Here is a 15,473-nt window from a genome sequence, read left to right on the forward strand (position 1 = left end):
CCCATGGTCAGTGCTCCCTCGGTGTGCGGGCCCGCAGGCGCATCGCGGCCCGGCGGCGCAGCAGCCAGTAGAAGGGCAGGCCGAGCAGCAGCGCGGCCGCCAGCATCAGCCCGGCCACCCGCCAGGGGCTGCTTCCCAGCCAGAGGTAGGGAAGAACCCAGATCGGCGGGCTGCCCACGCCGTAGGTGGCCGCGGTGCGGTAGCCCGCGGCGTTGCCCCCGTTGATGACGACGAGGTCGCCCTGCACCCGCGCGGAGGCCTCCGGGCTGCGGAGCGTGGAGACCACGCCGGAGAGCGCCGCGGGCGTCGCGCCCAGCACGGCCACCACGGACTTGCCGGCCGCCAGCGGGCTCTCCGTGCCCAGCAGTACCGCCGTGCCCTCGCCGAGTTCGGCGAGGGCGGTGGAGGCGCGGGTGATCTCGCCGGAGCCCGGGCGGTCCAGGAAGAGGGCGCGGAAATCGGCCAGGGCATCGGGTGCTGCGATCGTCAGCCGGTCGTTCTGCACGGACACCGCGCTGTCCCGCAGCAGGGTGGCAGCGGCGGGCTGGCGGCCCAGCGTGCCCATCAGCAGCAGGTCCTGCCCGGCCACCGTCTGCAGCGTGGCGGGGAAGACGACGCTCAGCCCGGTGGCGGGCAGCCCGACATTCGCGGCCAGCATCCCGATCAGGTCGAGGAAGGCGCCGGCCTCCAGCGTGTTCGGCCGCTCCGGCAGGACGGCGGCCGTGCCGGAGAGATCGGCCATGCGGGTGAAGGGGTAGCCCGCGGAGGCGAAGAAGTTGAGGCTCGGCAGGCGCGCGTAGCGCCAGGCCTTGGACACGTCGATCGTGCTGTCGGGATCGACGGCGGCGCGGATGTCGCCGGGCACGGCCGTGCACTCGCCGCGGTTTAGCGGGCGCATGTCGAAGCGCATCTGCAGCTCCTCCCGCCCGAAGAGTAGGTAGGTCGGGACCATCGCCCGGCCGCGGCGCACGGCCTCGTCGCCCAGCAGCCAGCCGCTGAGGAGGTTCAGCGGCCACATCCGCTCCCCGGTGCCGAGCGGGAAGGAGCGGAGGTAGTTCTCGGAGACGAGCACGTCGAGGCGCGACGCCGCCACGTCCACCGCTTGCCCGTTCGGCCCGCGGAAGTTGATGTTGGCGGGGATGCCGCGGTCCGCCCAGGTGTAGAGGTCCGGTGCGGTGCGCAGCGGCACGCGGATGGTGCCGGGGGCGTAGCCGTAGCCCTGCAGCTCCGCGCGGTCGACGAGGGCGCCGAACTGCACGGGGCGGTCCGGCGGCAGCCAGCGCGGCGCGTCGTAGGGCGCGCGGGCCGGCAGGGTGGGGGCGGAGACGAGGGCGAGGTCGCCACCGACGCCGCCGCGCCCGGCAGCCAGGGCCAGGGCGGCCTGCGCCACATCCTGCTCCGACCGGCCGCCGAGGACGAGCAGCGTGCCATAGGGGTCGGTGGGGTTGGCGACCATGGCGAGGGTCGGGCCCTCGAAGCGCGGCAGGGGAAGGCCGGGCACCGCATCCGGCCCCGCGGCGATCACCACGGCGTTGCCCGTGGGCGGCGCGGCGCGGTCCACGGGGAAGCTGGCGCCGCGGTAATCGGCCTGCACCGCGAACCAGGAGGCGGCGACGGCCGCGGCGCGCAGCCCCTGCGCGCCGGTCTCGGCCGGGATGACGAAGGGCAGGGTCAGGGCGCGGCGCAGGACGCGGCGGTCGAAGAGCGGCTCGGGCAGGCGGGCCAGGTCGCGCTGCGGCTGCAGGCGCTCAATCGTCAGCTGCAGCGTCGAGAGGTCGGTGATGTTGGCGTAGAGCAGGCCGGAGAGCGGGTCGTTGCACTCCGTCGCGTAGCGGCCGGCGAAGCGGAAGTTCAGCCGGTTCAACTCCGCGAAGTTCACGGGGTCGATGTCGAAGGAGAGCGGGCCGAAGGCCTGGCGCGCGGGGTCGAGCGTGATGTTGCCCACGAACTGCTCGTTCAGCGTGATCGCGATCTGACTGAGCGAGGGGAGGAGGGAGGCCGAGGACCCGCCCTGCACGGTGAGGCGCGCCGCCGTCACCACCTCGTCCCGCGAGAGACCGAAGAGGAGGCCCTGGAGCTCGGAGACGCCGCTGAAGCGCATCGGGCCGGTCAGGCCGAGGTCGCGGAAGGTCAGCCGCGCCTCGCGCCGGGATCCCGGCGGCGCCGGGGAAGCGGCGGGGGGGGCCGCGGGCGCGGCCTGCTGGGGTGCCGCGGCGGGCGGAGGCGCCGGCTGGGCGGCCGGGGCCGTCGCGGGGGCGGGAATGGGCGGCGGGGTGAAGCTCGGCGGCGCCACGTCAGGCCGGGCCTGCGCAGGGGTCAGGGTGAGTGCCGGGGCGGGCGCCGTGCGCGCGGCGGGTTGGGCGGCCGCCACCGCCGGCAGCAGCAGCGCCAGGAGGCCGATGGCGGCCGCCGTGGTCTCGCGCAGGCCGACTTCCTGCGGCGACTGCTTCGGCCGCACCACGTCGGACTTGCGGATCTGTTCGACCGGCACGGGCTTGCTCACGCGGCTGGGCTCTTTCGTCATCTTGAAGCGGTACTTGCGGAACACGGCGTCCTTCGTGGCCATCACCACGTCCTTCAGGGCGCGCAGGGGCTGGTCCTTCGGCCAGTGGTCCCAGTGCACCCAGGCGTCCGGGCGGCCGAAGAACACGCGGACCATCGCGGCCTCGTCGACCACGTTCTCGATGTGGAAGCGCAGGAAGGCCTGGCCCTCCTCCCAGTGCAGGAGGGTGGCGTGCACCGGCACCTTCTCGTCGCCGAGGTCGAAGCAGACCTGGCACTGGTCGCCATCCGCGATGCCCAGCGGGCGGTCCAGCAGGAGGCGCGCGCCGGACATGGAGATGTCGGAGGAGTGGGCGGAGACGCGGCGCCCGTCGGAGAGGACCAGCTCGGCGGGCAGGTTCACGTCCACGCGGGCGCGGTCGCGCATCTGCTCCCGCTCCAGCCCTACCGCGACGGCGGCGGAGACGGGGACGAGGCAGAGGGTGGTCCAGAGCGTGTTCAGCAGGTAGGCCTGGAAGTCCAGCGATCCCGCCTCCGTCGTCAGCGTGCCGTAGAGGCCGATGACGACGCCGGCGACGAGGCAGCCGAGCAGGATGAGGTTCGGCAGCACCGCGCGCACGTCGAGGTAGCCCACCTCCAGCCGCCCGCCCTTGTCCGTCACGTTGAACTTGCCCTTGCGCGGGTCCCAGAGCGTCGCGAGCGTGACGAGGACGAGCGGCGCCGCCATGCAGGCCTCGTAGATCTCGGACCAGAAGGAGTGGCGGTTGTGCCCGTTGAGGCGGGAGGCCGTGCCGAAGGCGTGGAACATGTGGCTGCCCGCATAGGCGATGATCGCGAGCGGCGAGGCCGCGATGATGTTCTGCCCGAAGAAGAGGAAGGCGAGCGGCGAGGTGAGGAAGACGATGCGCGGGAGCGCGAAGAGGAAGGAGAAGCCCGCGGTAAAGTAGCAGAGCCGCTGCGCCCAGGTGAGGCCGGCGGCGAAGGGCGTGTTCTCCTGCCGGAGGATCTGGATCATGCCGCGCGCCCAGCGCATGCGCTGGCCGATGTGGATGGACAGGCGCTCCGTCGCCAGACCGGCGGCCAGCGGCAGGCGGATATAGGCGGTGTGCCAGCCCTTCTGCTGCATGAGCAGGGAGCAGTGGCAGTCCTCCGTCACCGTCTGGTGCGGCACGCCGCCCACCTCCATCAGCGCCTCGCGGCGGATGAGCGCGCAGGAGCCGCAGAAAAAGGCGGCGTTCCACAGGTCGTTGCCGGGCTGGATGGCGCCGTAGAAGAGCAAGCCCTCGTTCGGCACGGGGCGGCTGCGCGCGAGGTTCCGCTCGAAGGGGTCGGGCGAGTAGAAGTAGTGCGGGGTCTGCACCATCGACAGGCGCGCGTCCCGCACCAGCCACCCGGCCGTCATCTGCAGGAAGGCGCGGGTGGGGGCGTGGTCGCAGTCGAAGATGGCGATGTACTCGCCATCCGTGTGGCGCAGCGCGTGGTTGATGTTGCCGGCCTTGGCGCCCTTGTTGTCCGGGCGGATGATGTAGCCGCAGCCCACCTCCTCGCAGAACTGGCGGAACTCCGGGCGGCGGCCATCGTCCAGCACGTAGACGTTCAGCTTGTCCCGCGGCCAGTCGATGTTCATGCAGGCCAGCACGGTCGGCCGCACGATTTCCAGGCTCTCGTTGTAGCTCGGCACGTAGACGTCCACGCTCGGCCACTCCGCCGGGTCGGCGGGAAGCCGCGTGGGCTTGCGGTTCAGCGGGTAGGTGAGCTGCACGTAGGAGAGGAAGAGCAGCGCGCCCGCGTAGCACTCCGCCGCGAAAAGCCCGAGGGAGAGGAAGCCCTGGAAAGGGTTGTCGAACTCGATCGTCTCGCTCACCCGCCACCAGAGGTAGCGGGAGGTGATGGCGAAGGAGAGCATCACCAGCAGCACCGTGGCGCGGCGGGACTTCCAGCGGCTGATCACCAGGAAGGCCGCGATCCCCAGCAGGGTGAGAACCGCCTGCTGCTCCCCGTTCAGCGGCACCGTGATGACGGCGAGGACGGCGAGGGCCCCTGCGACGATGCTGGCCGTCCGGAGTGCCCGCCCGAGAAGCGGCAGCCGGTCGGTCGTGGCGGTCATCCGCATCGCGGTCATCGACGCAACCCCCAATGGGTCAGGACGGAGTGCCCGCCCGCGGGCGCCGCGGGCGGAAGGGCCAGGCGGGCGAGGATGCCCTCGGCCAGGAGAGAGAGGTCCTCGGCGGCCCGGCTGCCCGGGACCTCCACTGGCAGGCGGCGGTCGGCCAGCGCCTCGGCCACGCCGGGATCGCGGGCGACCACGCCGACGAGCCGCGCGCCCATCACGGCCTGCGCGCAGTCCAGCACGGCGGTGGAGAGCGGCGCGTCCAGCTCCACCTGGTTCAGCACGAGCAGGGCGCGCTCCGCCGCCCGCACCGCCAGGGTGCCGCGGCCGAGGAAGCGGCCATCGGCGATCTGGGGGATGAGGGAGGCGCTGCCGCCATCGGCCAGCAGCACGACGGCGGAGAGGTCGATCAGCGGCATGATGGCCGAGAGCGCGGGGGATGGGCCGGGCGGGCTGTCCACGATCAGCAGGCGGTGCGGGTCCGCCAGCATTTCGCGCACCGGCTCGGCCAGCGCCTCCGGCCGGTCCATCAGCAGGCGCGTCAGCTCCAGCGCGCGGCGCGGCTCCACCTCGCCGTGCGGCAGCAGGGAGACCCCGTAGGGCGTGTGGCGGAGCGCGGCGCGCCAGGCGAGGCCGCTGCCGACCTCCGACACGAATCCCGCCTCGTCCCGCACGGGCATGCCGAGGTGGAGGCGCAGCGCGTTCTGCGGATCGAGGTCCAGGCCCATGACCTCGTGCCCTCGCGCCGCGAGGAGGGCGGCGACGTTCGCGGCGATGGTGGTCTTCCCGACGCCCCCCTTGGGCGACACGAAGGCGATGAGCGGCACTAGGCGGCTCCTCCGGGGGTGGGGCGCCGGCGGACCCGCAGGCGCGGCGGGGATGATGGAGCAGGCGGTGCGGCCGGCCTCTCCCGGTCCACGGCCAGGGTCGCGTGCGGCCCCGCGACCTGCGCCGTGATCTCGTCCAGCAGGGCAAAGCGGCGGGCGGGCTGCGGCGCAGTGGCTTCGGGAGGGGGCGGCGGCCCCTCCGGCAGGCGGCGGAGCGGGGCGAGGCGCGGTTCCAGGGGCGGCGTCGCCGGAGGGGGCGGGAGAGGCGCAGGGGGCGCCGGCGCGGTTCTGGTTCCCTGCGTCCGAACAAGGGACGGGCGGACGGGGCGGACCGGGCGCGCGGCCCGCGCCAGGACCGGCACGTCCCCGTCGGCCCGGAGTGCGGGGGCGGGAAGCGCGGGAGACGGTTCCGGAGCGGGCGGCGGGGTTGCCGGGAGGGGTGGCGGGGGCGGCGCGCTGGTGACCGGTGCCGCGACTTGGCTCGCCGGCAAGGGCTTGGCGACCTCGCCCGGGGCGTCTCCTGAGATTTCCCTGGGCGGGGCGCCCGGGCGGAGGGGGCGGGACATGCGGAGCATCGCCCGCGCCGGCACCGGCGCGTGTTCCCGGGGGCGGGGGGCCGGCAGGACCGGTGCCGGCGCGGGCCGCGTGGCCTGATCCTCGCCCGGTGCCACTTCCTCCGTGGCCGGCGGCGCCTCCGCGGCGACGCGGGCCGGGGTGACGGGTTCCGGAACCTCGTCCTCGAACTCAGGCAGCGCAGGGGTAGGAGCGGGCGGATCAATCCGGACCGCCGGGTAGTGCAGATAGGGGAAACTGCTCAGGCCGCAGGCACGCAGGAGGCGGTCGATCGGCTCGTCCACGCGCTGGAGCGCCCCCGCTGCGTTCTGTTCCGGCAAGGATAGGGGCTGTTCCTGCTCGGGGGAAGTGTGGCCGAGATGTGCTACCATGACGAGTGCAAGAGCCGCGACCACACCAAATGGTCGCCAGCCCCGGCCTTCCAGGCCGATCTTCCCGCCTCGAAACAATCGTGCGCGATTAAGTCGAGACTTCTGCGAAAGAAGGGTTTCGTCAGCCGTCGCACTTTGAGAGATTTGGAACGTTCTCGTCCGGCTTTTCGCATGTTATGCGCTCTGAACTCCGGAGATGACGTGGGACAGGACTTCAACATGAACGAGGCCGCGTTGCGGAGGAGCATGGCCGCCGCCATCCGCACCGTCCTCGAGGAAGGGCTGCGCAAGACGGATGATCCCGTCCACTACCTTCGCTCGGCCGCGGAGGAGGTGCGGCAGCTCGTCGACCTGTTCGAGCAGGAGGGGTCGGCGGGCCGCACGGACGGCGCGCTGATCCGCTCCATCCTGGCGGACGAGGTGGAGGCCGCCGCCCAGGAGATGATCCGCCGGCTCCATCACTAGGATCCGTCCGCGGCGACACCCCAGATGTCGGCGGCGTACTCGCGGATCGTCCGGTCGGACGAGAACCAGCCGACATGCGCCGTGTTCAGCACGGCCGAGCGCCACCAGGCTTCTGGCTGCGACCAGCGCGACGCCACGTCGCGCTGCCGCGTGTTGTACGAATCGAAGTCCGCCGTGACGAGGTAGCGGTCGTCGTGCATCAGCCCTTCCACCAGGCCGCGGTAACGGCCCGGATCCCCGGGCGAGAAGACGCCGGACGCGATGGCATCCAGCGCCCCCCTCAGCTCGGGGGAGGCGGCGGCGGCCGCGCGCGCGTCGTAGCCGGCCCGCTTGCGCTCCATCACCTCGTCGGCCGTCAGGCCGAAGATGAAGATGTTGTCGCGCCCGACCCGCTCGTCGATCTCCACGTTCGCGCCGTCCAGCGTGCCGATGGTCAGCGCGCCGTTGAGCGCCAGCTTCATGTTGCCAGTGCCGGAGGCCTCGAGGCCGGCGGTCGAGATCTGCTCCGACAGGTCAGCGGCAGGGATGATCACCTCCGCCAGGCTTACGTTATAGTTCGGGATGAAGGCGACCTTCAGCAGCCCTCGCAGCGTGGGATCGTCGTTCACCACCGCCGCCACGTCGTTCGCCAGGCGGATGATGTCCTTCGCCCTGTGATAGCTCGGCGCCGCCTTGCCCGCGAAGATCTTTACCCGCGGCACCCAGGCCGCGGTGGGGCGGGCGCGCATGGCGTTGTAGAGCGCGACGGTCTGCACGATGTTGAGGAGCTGGCGCTTGTACTCGTGGATGCGCTTGATCTGCACGTCGAACAGGGCGTCCGGGTCCAGGCGCAGCCCGATCCGGCCAGCGACAAGGGCGGCGAGGCGCTCCTTCGCGGCGCGGCGCTGGGCGGCGAACTTCTGTTGGAAACCGGCATCCTCGGCGAGCGGGGCGAGGTCGGCCAGCCGGTCCGGGTCGTCCAGCACGGCGGGGCCGATCGCGTCCACCAGCAACCGCGTCAGCCCGGGGTTCGCGCGGTGCAACCAACGACGGAAGGTGATGCCGTTGGTCTTGTTGGTGATGCGGTCGCCACAGACCTTGTTCAGGTCGGCGAAGACCGTGTCCTTCATCAGCTGGGAGTGCAGCGCCGAGACGCCGTTGATCCGGTGGGAGCCCACGAAGGCCAGGTGCCCCATCCGCACGCGCCGCCCGTGCTGCTCGTCGATGAGGGAGACGGCGGAGAGCAGGGCGTCGTCCGCACCCCCGTTGCGGGCGCGATCCAGGTGCCGAGCGTTGATGAGGTAGATGATCTGCATGTGCCGGGGCAGCACCCGCTCCATCATCGGGACGGCCCAGGTCTCCAGCGCCTCGGGCAGCAGCGTGTGGTTGGTGTAGGAGAAGACTGCCTGCGTGACTGTCCAGGCGGCATCCCAGTCCATGCCGTGCACGTCCACCAGCAGCCGCATCAGCTCCGCCACCCCGATCGCGGGGTGCGTGTCGTTCAGCTGGACGGCGACGTGGTCGGCGAGCCGCGACAGGTCGCCGTGGTTGGAGAGGTGGCGCCGGATGATGTCCTGCAGCGAGGCCGAGGCGAAGAAGTACTCCTGGCGCAGCCGCAGCTCCTGCCCCGCCTCCGATTCGTCGCCGGGGTAGAGCACGCGGGAGATGGCCTCCGCCCGCATGCGTGAGGCCTGGGAGCCCACGTGGTCGCCGCGGTTGAAGTCGCCGAGCTGCAGCGGGTCCGTCGCGCGGGCGGACCAGAGGCGCAGCGTGTTCACCCGCTTGCCGCGCCAGCCCACCGCCGGGGTGTCGTAGGCCAGGGCGTTCACGATCTCGCCGGCGTGCCAGATCATGCGGGTGGAGCCGTCCACCGAGACCTCGGAGCGCACATGGCCGCCGAATCGCACCTCGTAGACAAGGCCTGAGCGCTCGAACTCCCAGGGGTTGCCGAGGGCGAGCCAGTCCTCCGGCACCTCGTGCTGGATGCCGTCGGCGATCACCTGCCGGAAGAGCCCGTTCTCGTAGCGGATGCCGTAGCCGTAGGCGGGGATGTCGACGCTCGCCATGCTCTCCATGAAGCAGGCCGCTAGGCGGCCGAGGCCGCCATTGCCGAGCGCCGCGTCGGCCTCCTGCCCCGCCACCGCGTCGAGATCGACGCCAAGGCCTTCCAGCGCGCGGCGGGCGGTCTCGGTCAGGCCGAGATTGCCCAGCGCGTCCGAGAGGAGGCGGCCGATGAGGAACTCCATGGAGAGGTAGCAGACGCCCTTGCGGTCCTCCGCCCGGGTCTGGTCGTTGGAGCGGCGCCAGTCGTCCACGATGTGGTCGCGCGCGGCCAGGGCCGTGGCGATGAACCAGTCGCGCGGGCTGGCCCGCTCCGGGCGCCCCCCCACCTGATAGACCAGTTTTGCCAGGATGCTGTCCCGGAACGCCTCCACGGCGGCCTCGTCCGGGGCGTCGAGCCCGGCCGGCAGGGCGGGGGCAGGGAGAAGGCTGTCGTTCATCGGCCGTCCTGGTCCGGTGGAAACAACTTAAGCGTATCAGAACTGATGGGGAGAGGCGAAAAACCTTCCGGAGTTTCGCGCAGCGCGCGAATGTTTGACCGGATTATCTCAACCCAAGGTAAAGGGCGGCGTAACGGGACGCGGAATGTTCCCAGCCAACCGGTGCGCGCATGGCATTGGCCTGCAAGCCCTTCCAGGCCTCCCGGTCAGCCCAGAGAGCTGCGAGGCGGGCGAGGGCCCCCTCCAGGGCGGCGGCCGTGGTGGGGGCGAATTGCAGCCCGGTGCCCACGCCCATGGCGAGCGCGGCCTCGTTCGCGTCGATCACCGTGTCCGCCAGCCCCCCGACTCGGGCGACGACGGGAAGCGCGCCGTAGCGCAGGGCGCAGAGCTGGGTCAGGCCGCAGGGCTCGAATCGGGAGGGGACGAGCAGGGCGTCGCAACCCGCCTGGATCAGGTGGGCCAGGGCCTCGTCATAGCCGATTCGCACGGCGATTCGGCCGGGATAGGCTGCCGCGGCCGCGCGGAACCCGGCCTCCAGCGCCGGCTCCCCGGCGCCCAGCACCGTCAGGCGCATGCCGTGCCCGAGCAGGGCGGGCAGGCAGGCCAGGAGGAGGTCCATGCCTTTCTGGCCGGTGAGGCGGCTGACCACGCCGAGCACGGGGGCGCGCGAATCGTCGTCCAGGCCCATGCGGACGCGCAGGGCTGCCCGGCTGCTCTCCCGGCCTTCGGGCCGGGCGGCATCGAAGGCGGCGGGCAGGTGGGGATCGGCCGCGGGGTTCCAGGCCTCCTCGTCGATGCCGTTCAGGATGCCGTGCATCGCCCCCGCCCGCGCCCGGATCAGCCCGTCCAGGCCCATGCCCTCCTCCGGCGTCGCGATCTCGCGCGCGTAGGTGGGGGAGACGGTGGTGATCCGGTCCGAGAGGCGCAGCCCGGCCTTCAGGGCGCCAATCCCGCCGAAGAATTCCACCCCCTCGATGTCGAAGGCGGCGGGCGGCAGGCGCAGCGCGTTCAGCAGGTAGGCCGGCGCCCAGCCCTGGAAAGCCAGGTTGTGGACGGTGAAGACCGTGCCGGGCCGCGGGCCGCCGCCGTAGTGCAGGTAGGCCGCGGCCAGCCCGGCCTGCCAGTCATGCGCGTGCACCACGGCGGGCACCCAGCCCGGCAGGGCGCCGCGCCCGATCGCCGCCGCCGCCCAGGAGAGCGCGGCGAAGCGCTGCGGGTTGTCCGGCCAGTCCCGCCCCTGCGGATCGGCGTAGGGGCCGCCGGGGCGGTCGAACAGGTGGGGAGAATCGAGAACCAGCAGGTCCAGCCCGGCGTGGCGGGCCGCCAGCAGCCGGGCCGGGCCGCCGAACAGATCGTCGAAGCCGTGGACGGGCTCCGCCCCGTCCAGCCGGCCCAGCACCGCCGGGTAGCCGGGCAGGAGGGTGCGCATTCCCACCGATTCGGCCGCCAGGGCCAGGGGCAGCGCGCCGACGACATCGGCCAGGCCGCCCGTCTTGATGAGCGGGTAGCACTCGGAGGCGACGGAGAGGACGGGGAGCGTCATCCCGGGAAGGCCCAGCCCGCCCGCCTTGCCGGCGCGCCTGCCATCGCGCTGACCATCGCCTCTACCATCGAACGGGCACGAGGAGTGTCTCCGTGCCGCCGAGGCGGCGGCGCAGCGTCACCGGCAGGGTCCAGCTGCGCGTGCCCGTGTCGTAGCTCGGCGGGTCCTCGGCCAGGGCGCGGCAGCGCAGGCGCGCGGCCAGCGCCTCGGCCACCGCGTCCCAGCGATCGGTGCCGCGGGGAACGGGCTGCCGGTGCTCCACGCCGTCGAGGGTGTAGAAGACGAGCCCCTGCGCCGGCACGGTGCCGGCGGACGGGGCCGTGCTCTCCATCAGCAAGGCAGGCCTCCTCTTCTTCGAAGGAGGCGGAGCCTAAGGAGAGGATCCTAACGAACTGATGAAGGGCGGACACCGATCTCAGCCCGACAGGGCGTCGATCATGGGCTGGGTGATGAGGCAGATCCCGCCCGCCGATCGCCGGAACCGGCGCGCGTCCTCCTCCGGGTCCTCGCCCACCACCAGCCCGTCCGGCAGGGCGACGCCGCTGTCCACCACCACGTTCTTCAGCCGCACGTGCCGGCCCACCTGTACGCCGGGCAGCAGGACCGCGCCCTCGATGCTGCCGTAGGAACGGACGCGGGTGTTGGGGAAGAGGAGGGAGCGGCCCACGCGGCTGCCGGAGATGATGCAGCCGCCGGAGACGAGCGAATCCACCGCCATGCCGCGGCGCCCGTCATCGTCCAGCACGAACTTCGCGGGCGGCGTCACCTCCGCGTAGGTCCAGATCGGCCAGTCGCGGTCGTAGAGGTCGAGGGCGGGGACCACGTCGGTCAGGTCGATGTTCGCCTGCCAGTAGGCGTCCACCGTGCCGACGTCGCGCCAGTAGGCCTCGGCCTGCTCGCTGCTGCGCACGCAGGAATCCTGGAAGCGGTGCGCCACCGCCGTGCCGCGCGCGACGAGGGCGGGGATGATATCCTTGCCGAAGTCCCGGTCGGAGCCGGGGGTGGCGGCGTCGCGGCGCAGCTCCTCCGCCAGGAGCCGGGTCTCGAACACGTAGATGCCCATGGAGGCGAGGGCGACATCCGGCTGGCCGGGGATGGAGGGCGGGTCCTTCGGCTTCTCGAGGAAGGAGACGATGCGGTCCTCCTCGTCCACGTGCATCACGCCGAAGGCGCTGGCCTCCAGGCGCGGCACCTCGATGCAGGCCACGGTGACGTCGGCGCCGGATTCGCAGTGGCGCTGCAGCATCACCTCGTAGTCCATCTTGTAGACGTGGTCCCCGGCCAGGATGACCATGTAGCGGGGGCCGTAGCTCTCGATGATGTCGAGGTTCTGGTACACGGCGTCCGCCGTGCCGGCGTACCATTCCGTCTCCGAGACGCGCTGGCTTGCCGGCAGGATGTCGAAGCTCTCGTTCCGCTCAGGCCGCAGGAAGTTCCAGCCGCGCTGCATGTGGCGGATCAGGCTGTGCGCCTTGTACTGGGTGGCCACGCCGATGCGGCGGATGCCGGAGTTGATGGCGTTGGAGAGCGCGAAGTCGATGATCCGGGACTTCGCGCCGAAGAAGACCGCGGGCTTGGCCCGGCGGTCCGTCAGCTCCATCAGGCGGGAACCGCGCCCGCCGGCCAGGACATAGGCCATGGCATGGCGCGCCAGGGGCCCGGAATGGACCGGCCTCGATGACATGCGCTTCCTGTCCTCCCGTGCGAGTCCCCGGGAATATGGCAGCTTTCGGGCCTCCCGGAACCGGGGTGGGCCGGGATGGCGGACACGGACGCGCGATTCCCGGTGGCGCGTCGCCCCGAGGGGAATGGCCGGCCCCGGAGGGCCGGCCGACGCGCGTCAGATGGGCTCGCCCGCGCCGGTGCCGTGGCGCGGGGTGGGAAAGGTCCACTCCTCGCCGCGGGGGGTGGAGACGTATTCCGGCCAGCGCAGGTCCACCGGCGGGTCGAAGTCGGCCGGCAGTAGGGGGCCGACCCATTCCGTGCCGCCCACGCCGCCGCCCGTGCGGTCCCGGAACTCGGCCTGGCAGGCCTCCAGGGCGCCGGGCTTCGTCGCCAGGTCCACCATCGTCAGCGCCATGGTCCGGCCCGCGACGAACATGCCGGGATCGACCGCCGCCGGCAGGCCGCCCAGCGCCAGATAGGCCCAGTTCGGGTAGGCGTAGCCGGCGGAGGGGGCGCGCAGGCGCGGGCGCGCGGCCAGCAGCCGCACCGTCGGGCAGTGCCAGGAGTACTCCACGTAGTCGTCGGCGCTGAGATGGGTCTGCCAGCCGGCGAGGGTGCGGCGCAGGCCCTTGTCGTTGTCCTCGGGCGTGGTCAGCGTCGTCACGCTCGGGATGAAGGGGTTCTCCATCGGCTCCAGGCCGAGGTTCTTCTGGATCTCCCGCCCGAAGGCCAGCGCCTCCTCGGCGTAGGTCGGCGCCCCCACGGCCTGCAGGTTCGCCCAGGTCAGATCCGTCAGCGCTGTGTTGGGCAGGCCCACGCGCGTCTTCGTCACCCAGCGCACATGGGCCTTGCAGCCCGTCGCCATCGCGGCGGACTTCGCGTTGTTCGCCAGCACGCGCCAGATCTGCTCCTGGATCGCCAGCCAGGAGGAGCGCCAGGAGTACTGGATCTGGCTGAAGCGCGGCGCGAGGTTGTCCGATGTCGCGCCGCCATCGCCGAGGACGAACTCGTTCAGCGTCCAGGAGCCGCTGTGCGGGAACATCGCCTCCTTCGTGTACTTCGTCGTCGTGTACATCAGGCACATCGCGTCCAGCGAACCCGGGCAGCGCGCCACGGCATGGGCGGCCTGGGTGGGCATGAGCGCGGGATCGACCCAGCCCTCCGGATCGTCGCACTCGAAGGTGATCACGGCGCTCCAGTAGGCGCCGAAATGGATGTCGCCCGTCACCGTGTTGCTGGGCCAGGGATGCCACACCACGGCGGCGTCCAGCCCGTCGAAATAGCCCTTGGCGGCGTGAATGGGCTTCGATCCGCACACCTTCTCCGCCGGCTCGCCGAAGAGCTTCAGCGTGGCCTTCACCCCGTGCTCCGCGAACGCCGCCTTCGTCGCCAGCATGGCGGTGAGGGAGGCGGTGCCGAGCACCGAGTGCGGGTCCGTGTGGCCGGCGGCGTAGGGGTGCAGCCCCTCGCGCGGGGCGGGGTAGGGGACGACCTGCTGCGAGTTGCCGGGCACGGCGTCGTACTCGGAGAAGCCGGCCAGCACCGGCCCGGAGTCGCCCCAGCGCGCGGCGAAGGCGGTCGGCATCTCGCCGGAGCCCTCCTCCACCGTGAAGCCCTCCTCCCGCAGGATCTCGGCATAGGCGGCCATAGAACGGTACTCGCGCCAGGCGGGCTCCGCGTAGCCCCAGATCCGCTCGTTGAAGGCCGAGAGGCGGGCCTCGTTCCGCGTGATCCAATCCAGCGCGGATTGGCGGACGGCATCTGGTTCGGTCATCGCGGCTTTCCCTGGCGCGCCTGGAAGCGTGGCGCGCCGGGAGCCTAGAGCGGGATCGGCGGATGCAACATCGCCTGCGGGCCGATTCCCGCGCTCAGCCCGCGCAGCGCGCCTCGGTCACCGTGCAGGTCAGGCTCCGGCCGCGCTGGGCGCAGGCGGAGAGGGCCTGGCGCTCCGCCTCCTCGCGGGTCGCGCCCGTGCCGCTCGTCGCGGCCATCACGGTGTAGGTGCTGGGATGGGAGGTCATCACCGCCGCGTTGTTGGAGCGGAGCGCGTGGGCCACGGCCCCGCAGCGGGCGGTGAAGTCCCCGGCCATGCGGCAGTCCGCGCCGGTGCCGCCCTTGCACGCCCCTTCCGCCTGCCGGTGCGCCGCCACCCGGTCCCCAGCGCCCACCACCAGCCCGAACCCACGGGAGGGCGCGGCGGCGAGATAGACCGCGCCGTAGGAGCCGCGCCCGCCGCGACCGGCTGGCACGGCGGGGGCGGAGACCGGTGCCGCACCCGGCTCGGCCGCCTGGGCCGCCATGAGGGAGCCGAAGAGGGAGGTGGACGCGGCGGGCGCCGCCGGGGCGGGGCGCGTGGCCGGAGAGGCGCCGGAGGGGGTGCCAGAGGGGGTTCCAGAGGAAGGGCCGGATGGGATGGCCGCCACGGCCGTGCCGCCGGCGCCGGCGCGGCGGCCCCTGGCCGTCTCCCGCCGCCCGGGCTTCTCCTCCGCGGGGCGCGGCGTCTGCACCACCTGCACGGGGGCACGGCCCGCGGACGCGCGGCTGTTGTTGGGAAGCTGGGTCCAGGGCGTCTGCGGTGTCGGCATGGCGGTGGTGCCGGAGACGTTCGCCCTGCCCAGCGCCGCGGAGCGGGCGGCGCAGCGGACGAGGCAGGCCTGGATGATCGTGGTGTTCTGCGCGCGCTCGGCGAAGGGGGCGGCGCACTCGGTGCGGCAGAAGGGGCTGTCCTGCGCCAGGGCAGTGTACGGGAGGCTTCCCAGCACAACCGCCAGCACCAGGCCCGATGCGTTCCGCAGCACCGCCGACACCCCTTGCATCCCCCATTCCCCGGCACGGACCAGCAGCGGGCGTGAGTGCAGGCGGCCCGGGTTCGTGCTAAGCGTCGTCTGCCATGCCGAGGGCTTCGACCGCAACCATTCCGAGCAGCCCGCCGGCGCG

Annotated in this window: 9 protein-coding genes; 1 reads left to right on the forward strand and 8 read right to left on the reverse strand. The window is 72.4% G+C overall.

What is annotated here, in order from left to right; all coding sequences use genetic code 11:
* Nucleotides 1-7 precede the first annotated feature (7 nt).
* Together bcsA and VQH23_RS11750 are read right to left on the reverse strand one after the other, a co-directional pair.
* Complete coding sequence (gene bcsA, locus VQH23_RS11745) at nt 8-4,609, reverse strand: UDP-forming cellulose synthase catalytic subunit (RefSeq protein ID WP_338665829.1); 4,602 nt, start codon at nt 4,607-4,609, stop codon at nt 8-10.
* An 11-nt stretch (nt 4,610-4,620) separates the two neighbouring features.
* The gene (locus VQH23_RS11750) at nt 4,621-5,439 is read right to left on the reverse strand and encodes a cellulose synthase operon protein YhjQ/BcsQ (protein ID WP_338665830.1); all 819 of its coding nucleotides are present in this window, start codon (nt 5,437-5,439) and stop codon (nt 4,621-4,623) included.
* Nucleotides 5,440-6,584: 1,145 nt separating this feature from the next.
* Here VQH23_RS11750 and VQH23_RS11755 point away from each other — a divergent pair.
* Nucleotides 6,585-6,848 (forward strand): hypothetical protein, encoded by a 264-nt coding sequence (locus VQH23_RS11755; RefSeq protein ID WP_338665831.1) that lies wholly within the window; start codon nt 6,585-6,587, stop codon nt 6,846-6,848.
* Here the strand turns inward: VQH23_RS11755 and VQH23_RS11760 are convergent.
* The 6 genes from VQH23_RS11760 to VQH23_RS11785 all read right to left on the reverse strand — a co-directional run bounded on the left by VQH23_RS11760 (nt 6,845) and on the right by VQH23_RS11785 (nt 15,352).
* Entirely contained in the window at nt 6,845-9,328 is a 2,484-nt protein-coding gene (locus VQH23_RS11760; protein ID WP_338665832.1) for a glycogen/starch/alpha-glucan phosphorylase, read from the reverse strand. The genes VQH23_RS11755 and VQH23_RS11760 overlap by 4 nt on opposite strands.
* A 103-nt stretch (nt 9,329-9,431) precedes the next feature.
* A complete protein-coding gene (glgA, locus tag VQH23_RS11765; RefSeq protein ID WP_338665833.1) occupies nt 9,432-10,871 on the reverse strand; it encodes a glycogen synthase GlgA in 1,440 nt (479 codons plus the stop codon).
* 61 nt (nt 10,872-10,932) lie between these two features.
* On the reverse strand, nt 10,933-11,208 hold the full coding sequence (locus VQH23_RS11770) for a hypothetical protein (RefSeq protein WP_338665834.1): 276 nt from the start codon (nt 11,206-11,208) through the stop codon (nt 10,933-10,935).
* Between the two features lie 78 nt (nt 11,209-11,286).
* Nucleotides 11,287-12,555, reverse strand: coding sequence for a glucose-1-phosphate adenylyltransferase (glgC, locus tag VQH23_RS11775; RefSeq protein WP_338665835.1), 1,269 nt, complete (start codon nt 12,553-12,555; stop codon nt 11,287-11,289).
* Between the two features lie 156 nt (nt 12,556-12,711).
* Nucleotides 12,712-14,310, reverse strand: coding sequence for an amidohydrolase (locus VQH23_RS11780; protein ID WP_338665836.1), 1,599 nt, complete (start codon nt 14,308-14,310; stop codon nt 12,712-12,714).
* A 94-nt stretch (nt 14,311-14,404) separates the two neighbouring features.
* Nucleotides 14,405-15,352, reverse strand: a complete 948-nt coding sequence (locus tag VQH23_RS11785; protein WP_338665837.1) for a DUF4189 domain-containing protein — start codon at nt 15,350-15,352, stop codon at nt 14,405-14,407.
* Between the last annotated feature and the right edge of the window lie 121 nt (nt 15,353-15,473).

The organism is Pararoseomonas sp. SCSIO 73927 (assembly GCF_037040815.1).
In the GTDB taxonomy this organism is placed as follows: Bacteria; Pseudomonadota; Alphaproteobacteria; order Acetobacterales; family Acetobacteraceae; genus Roseomonas.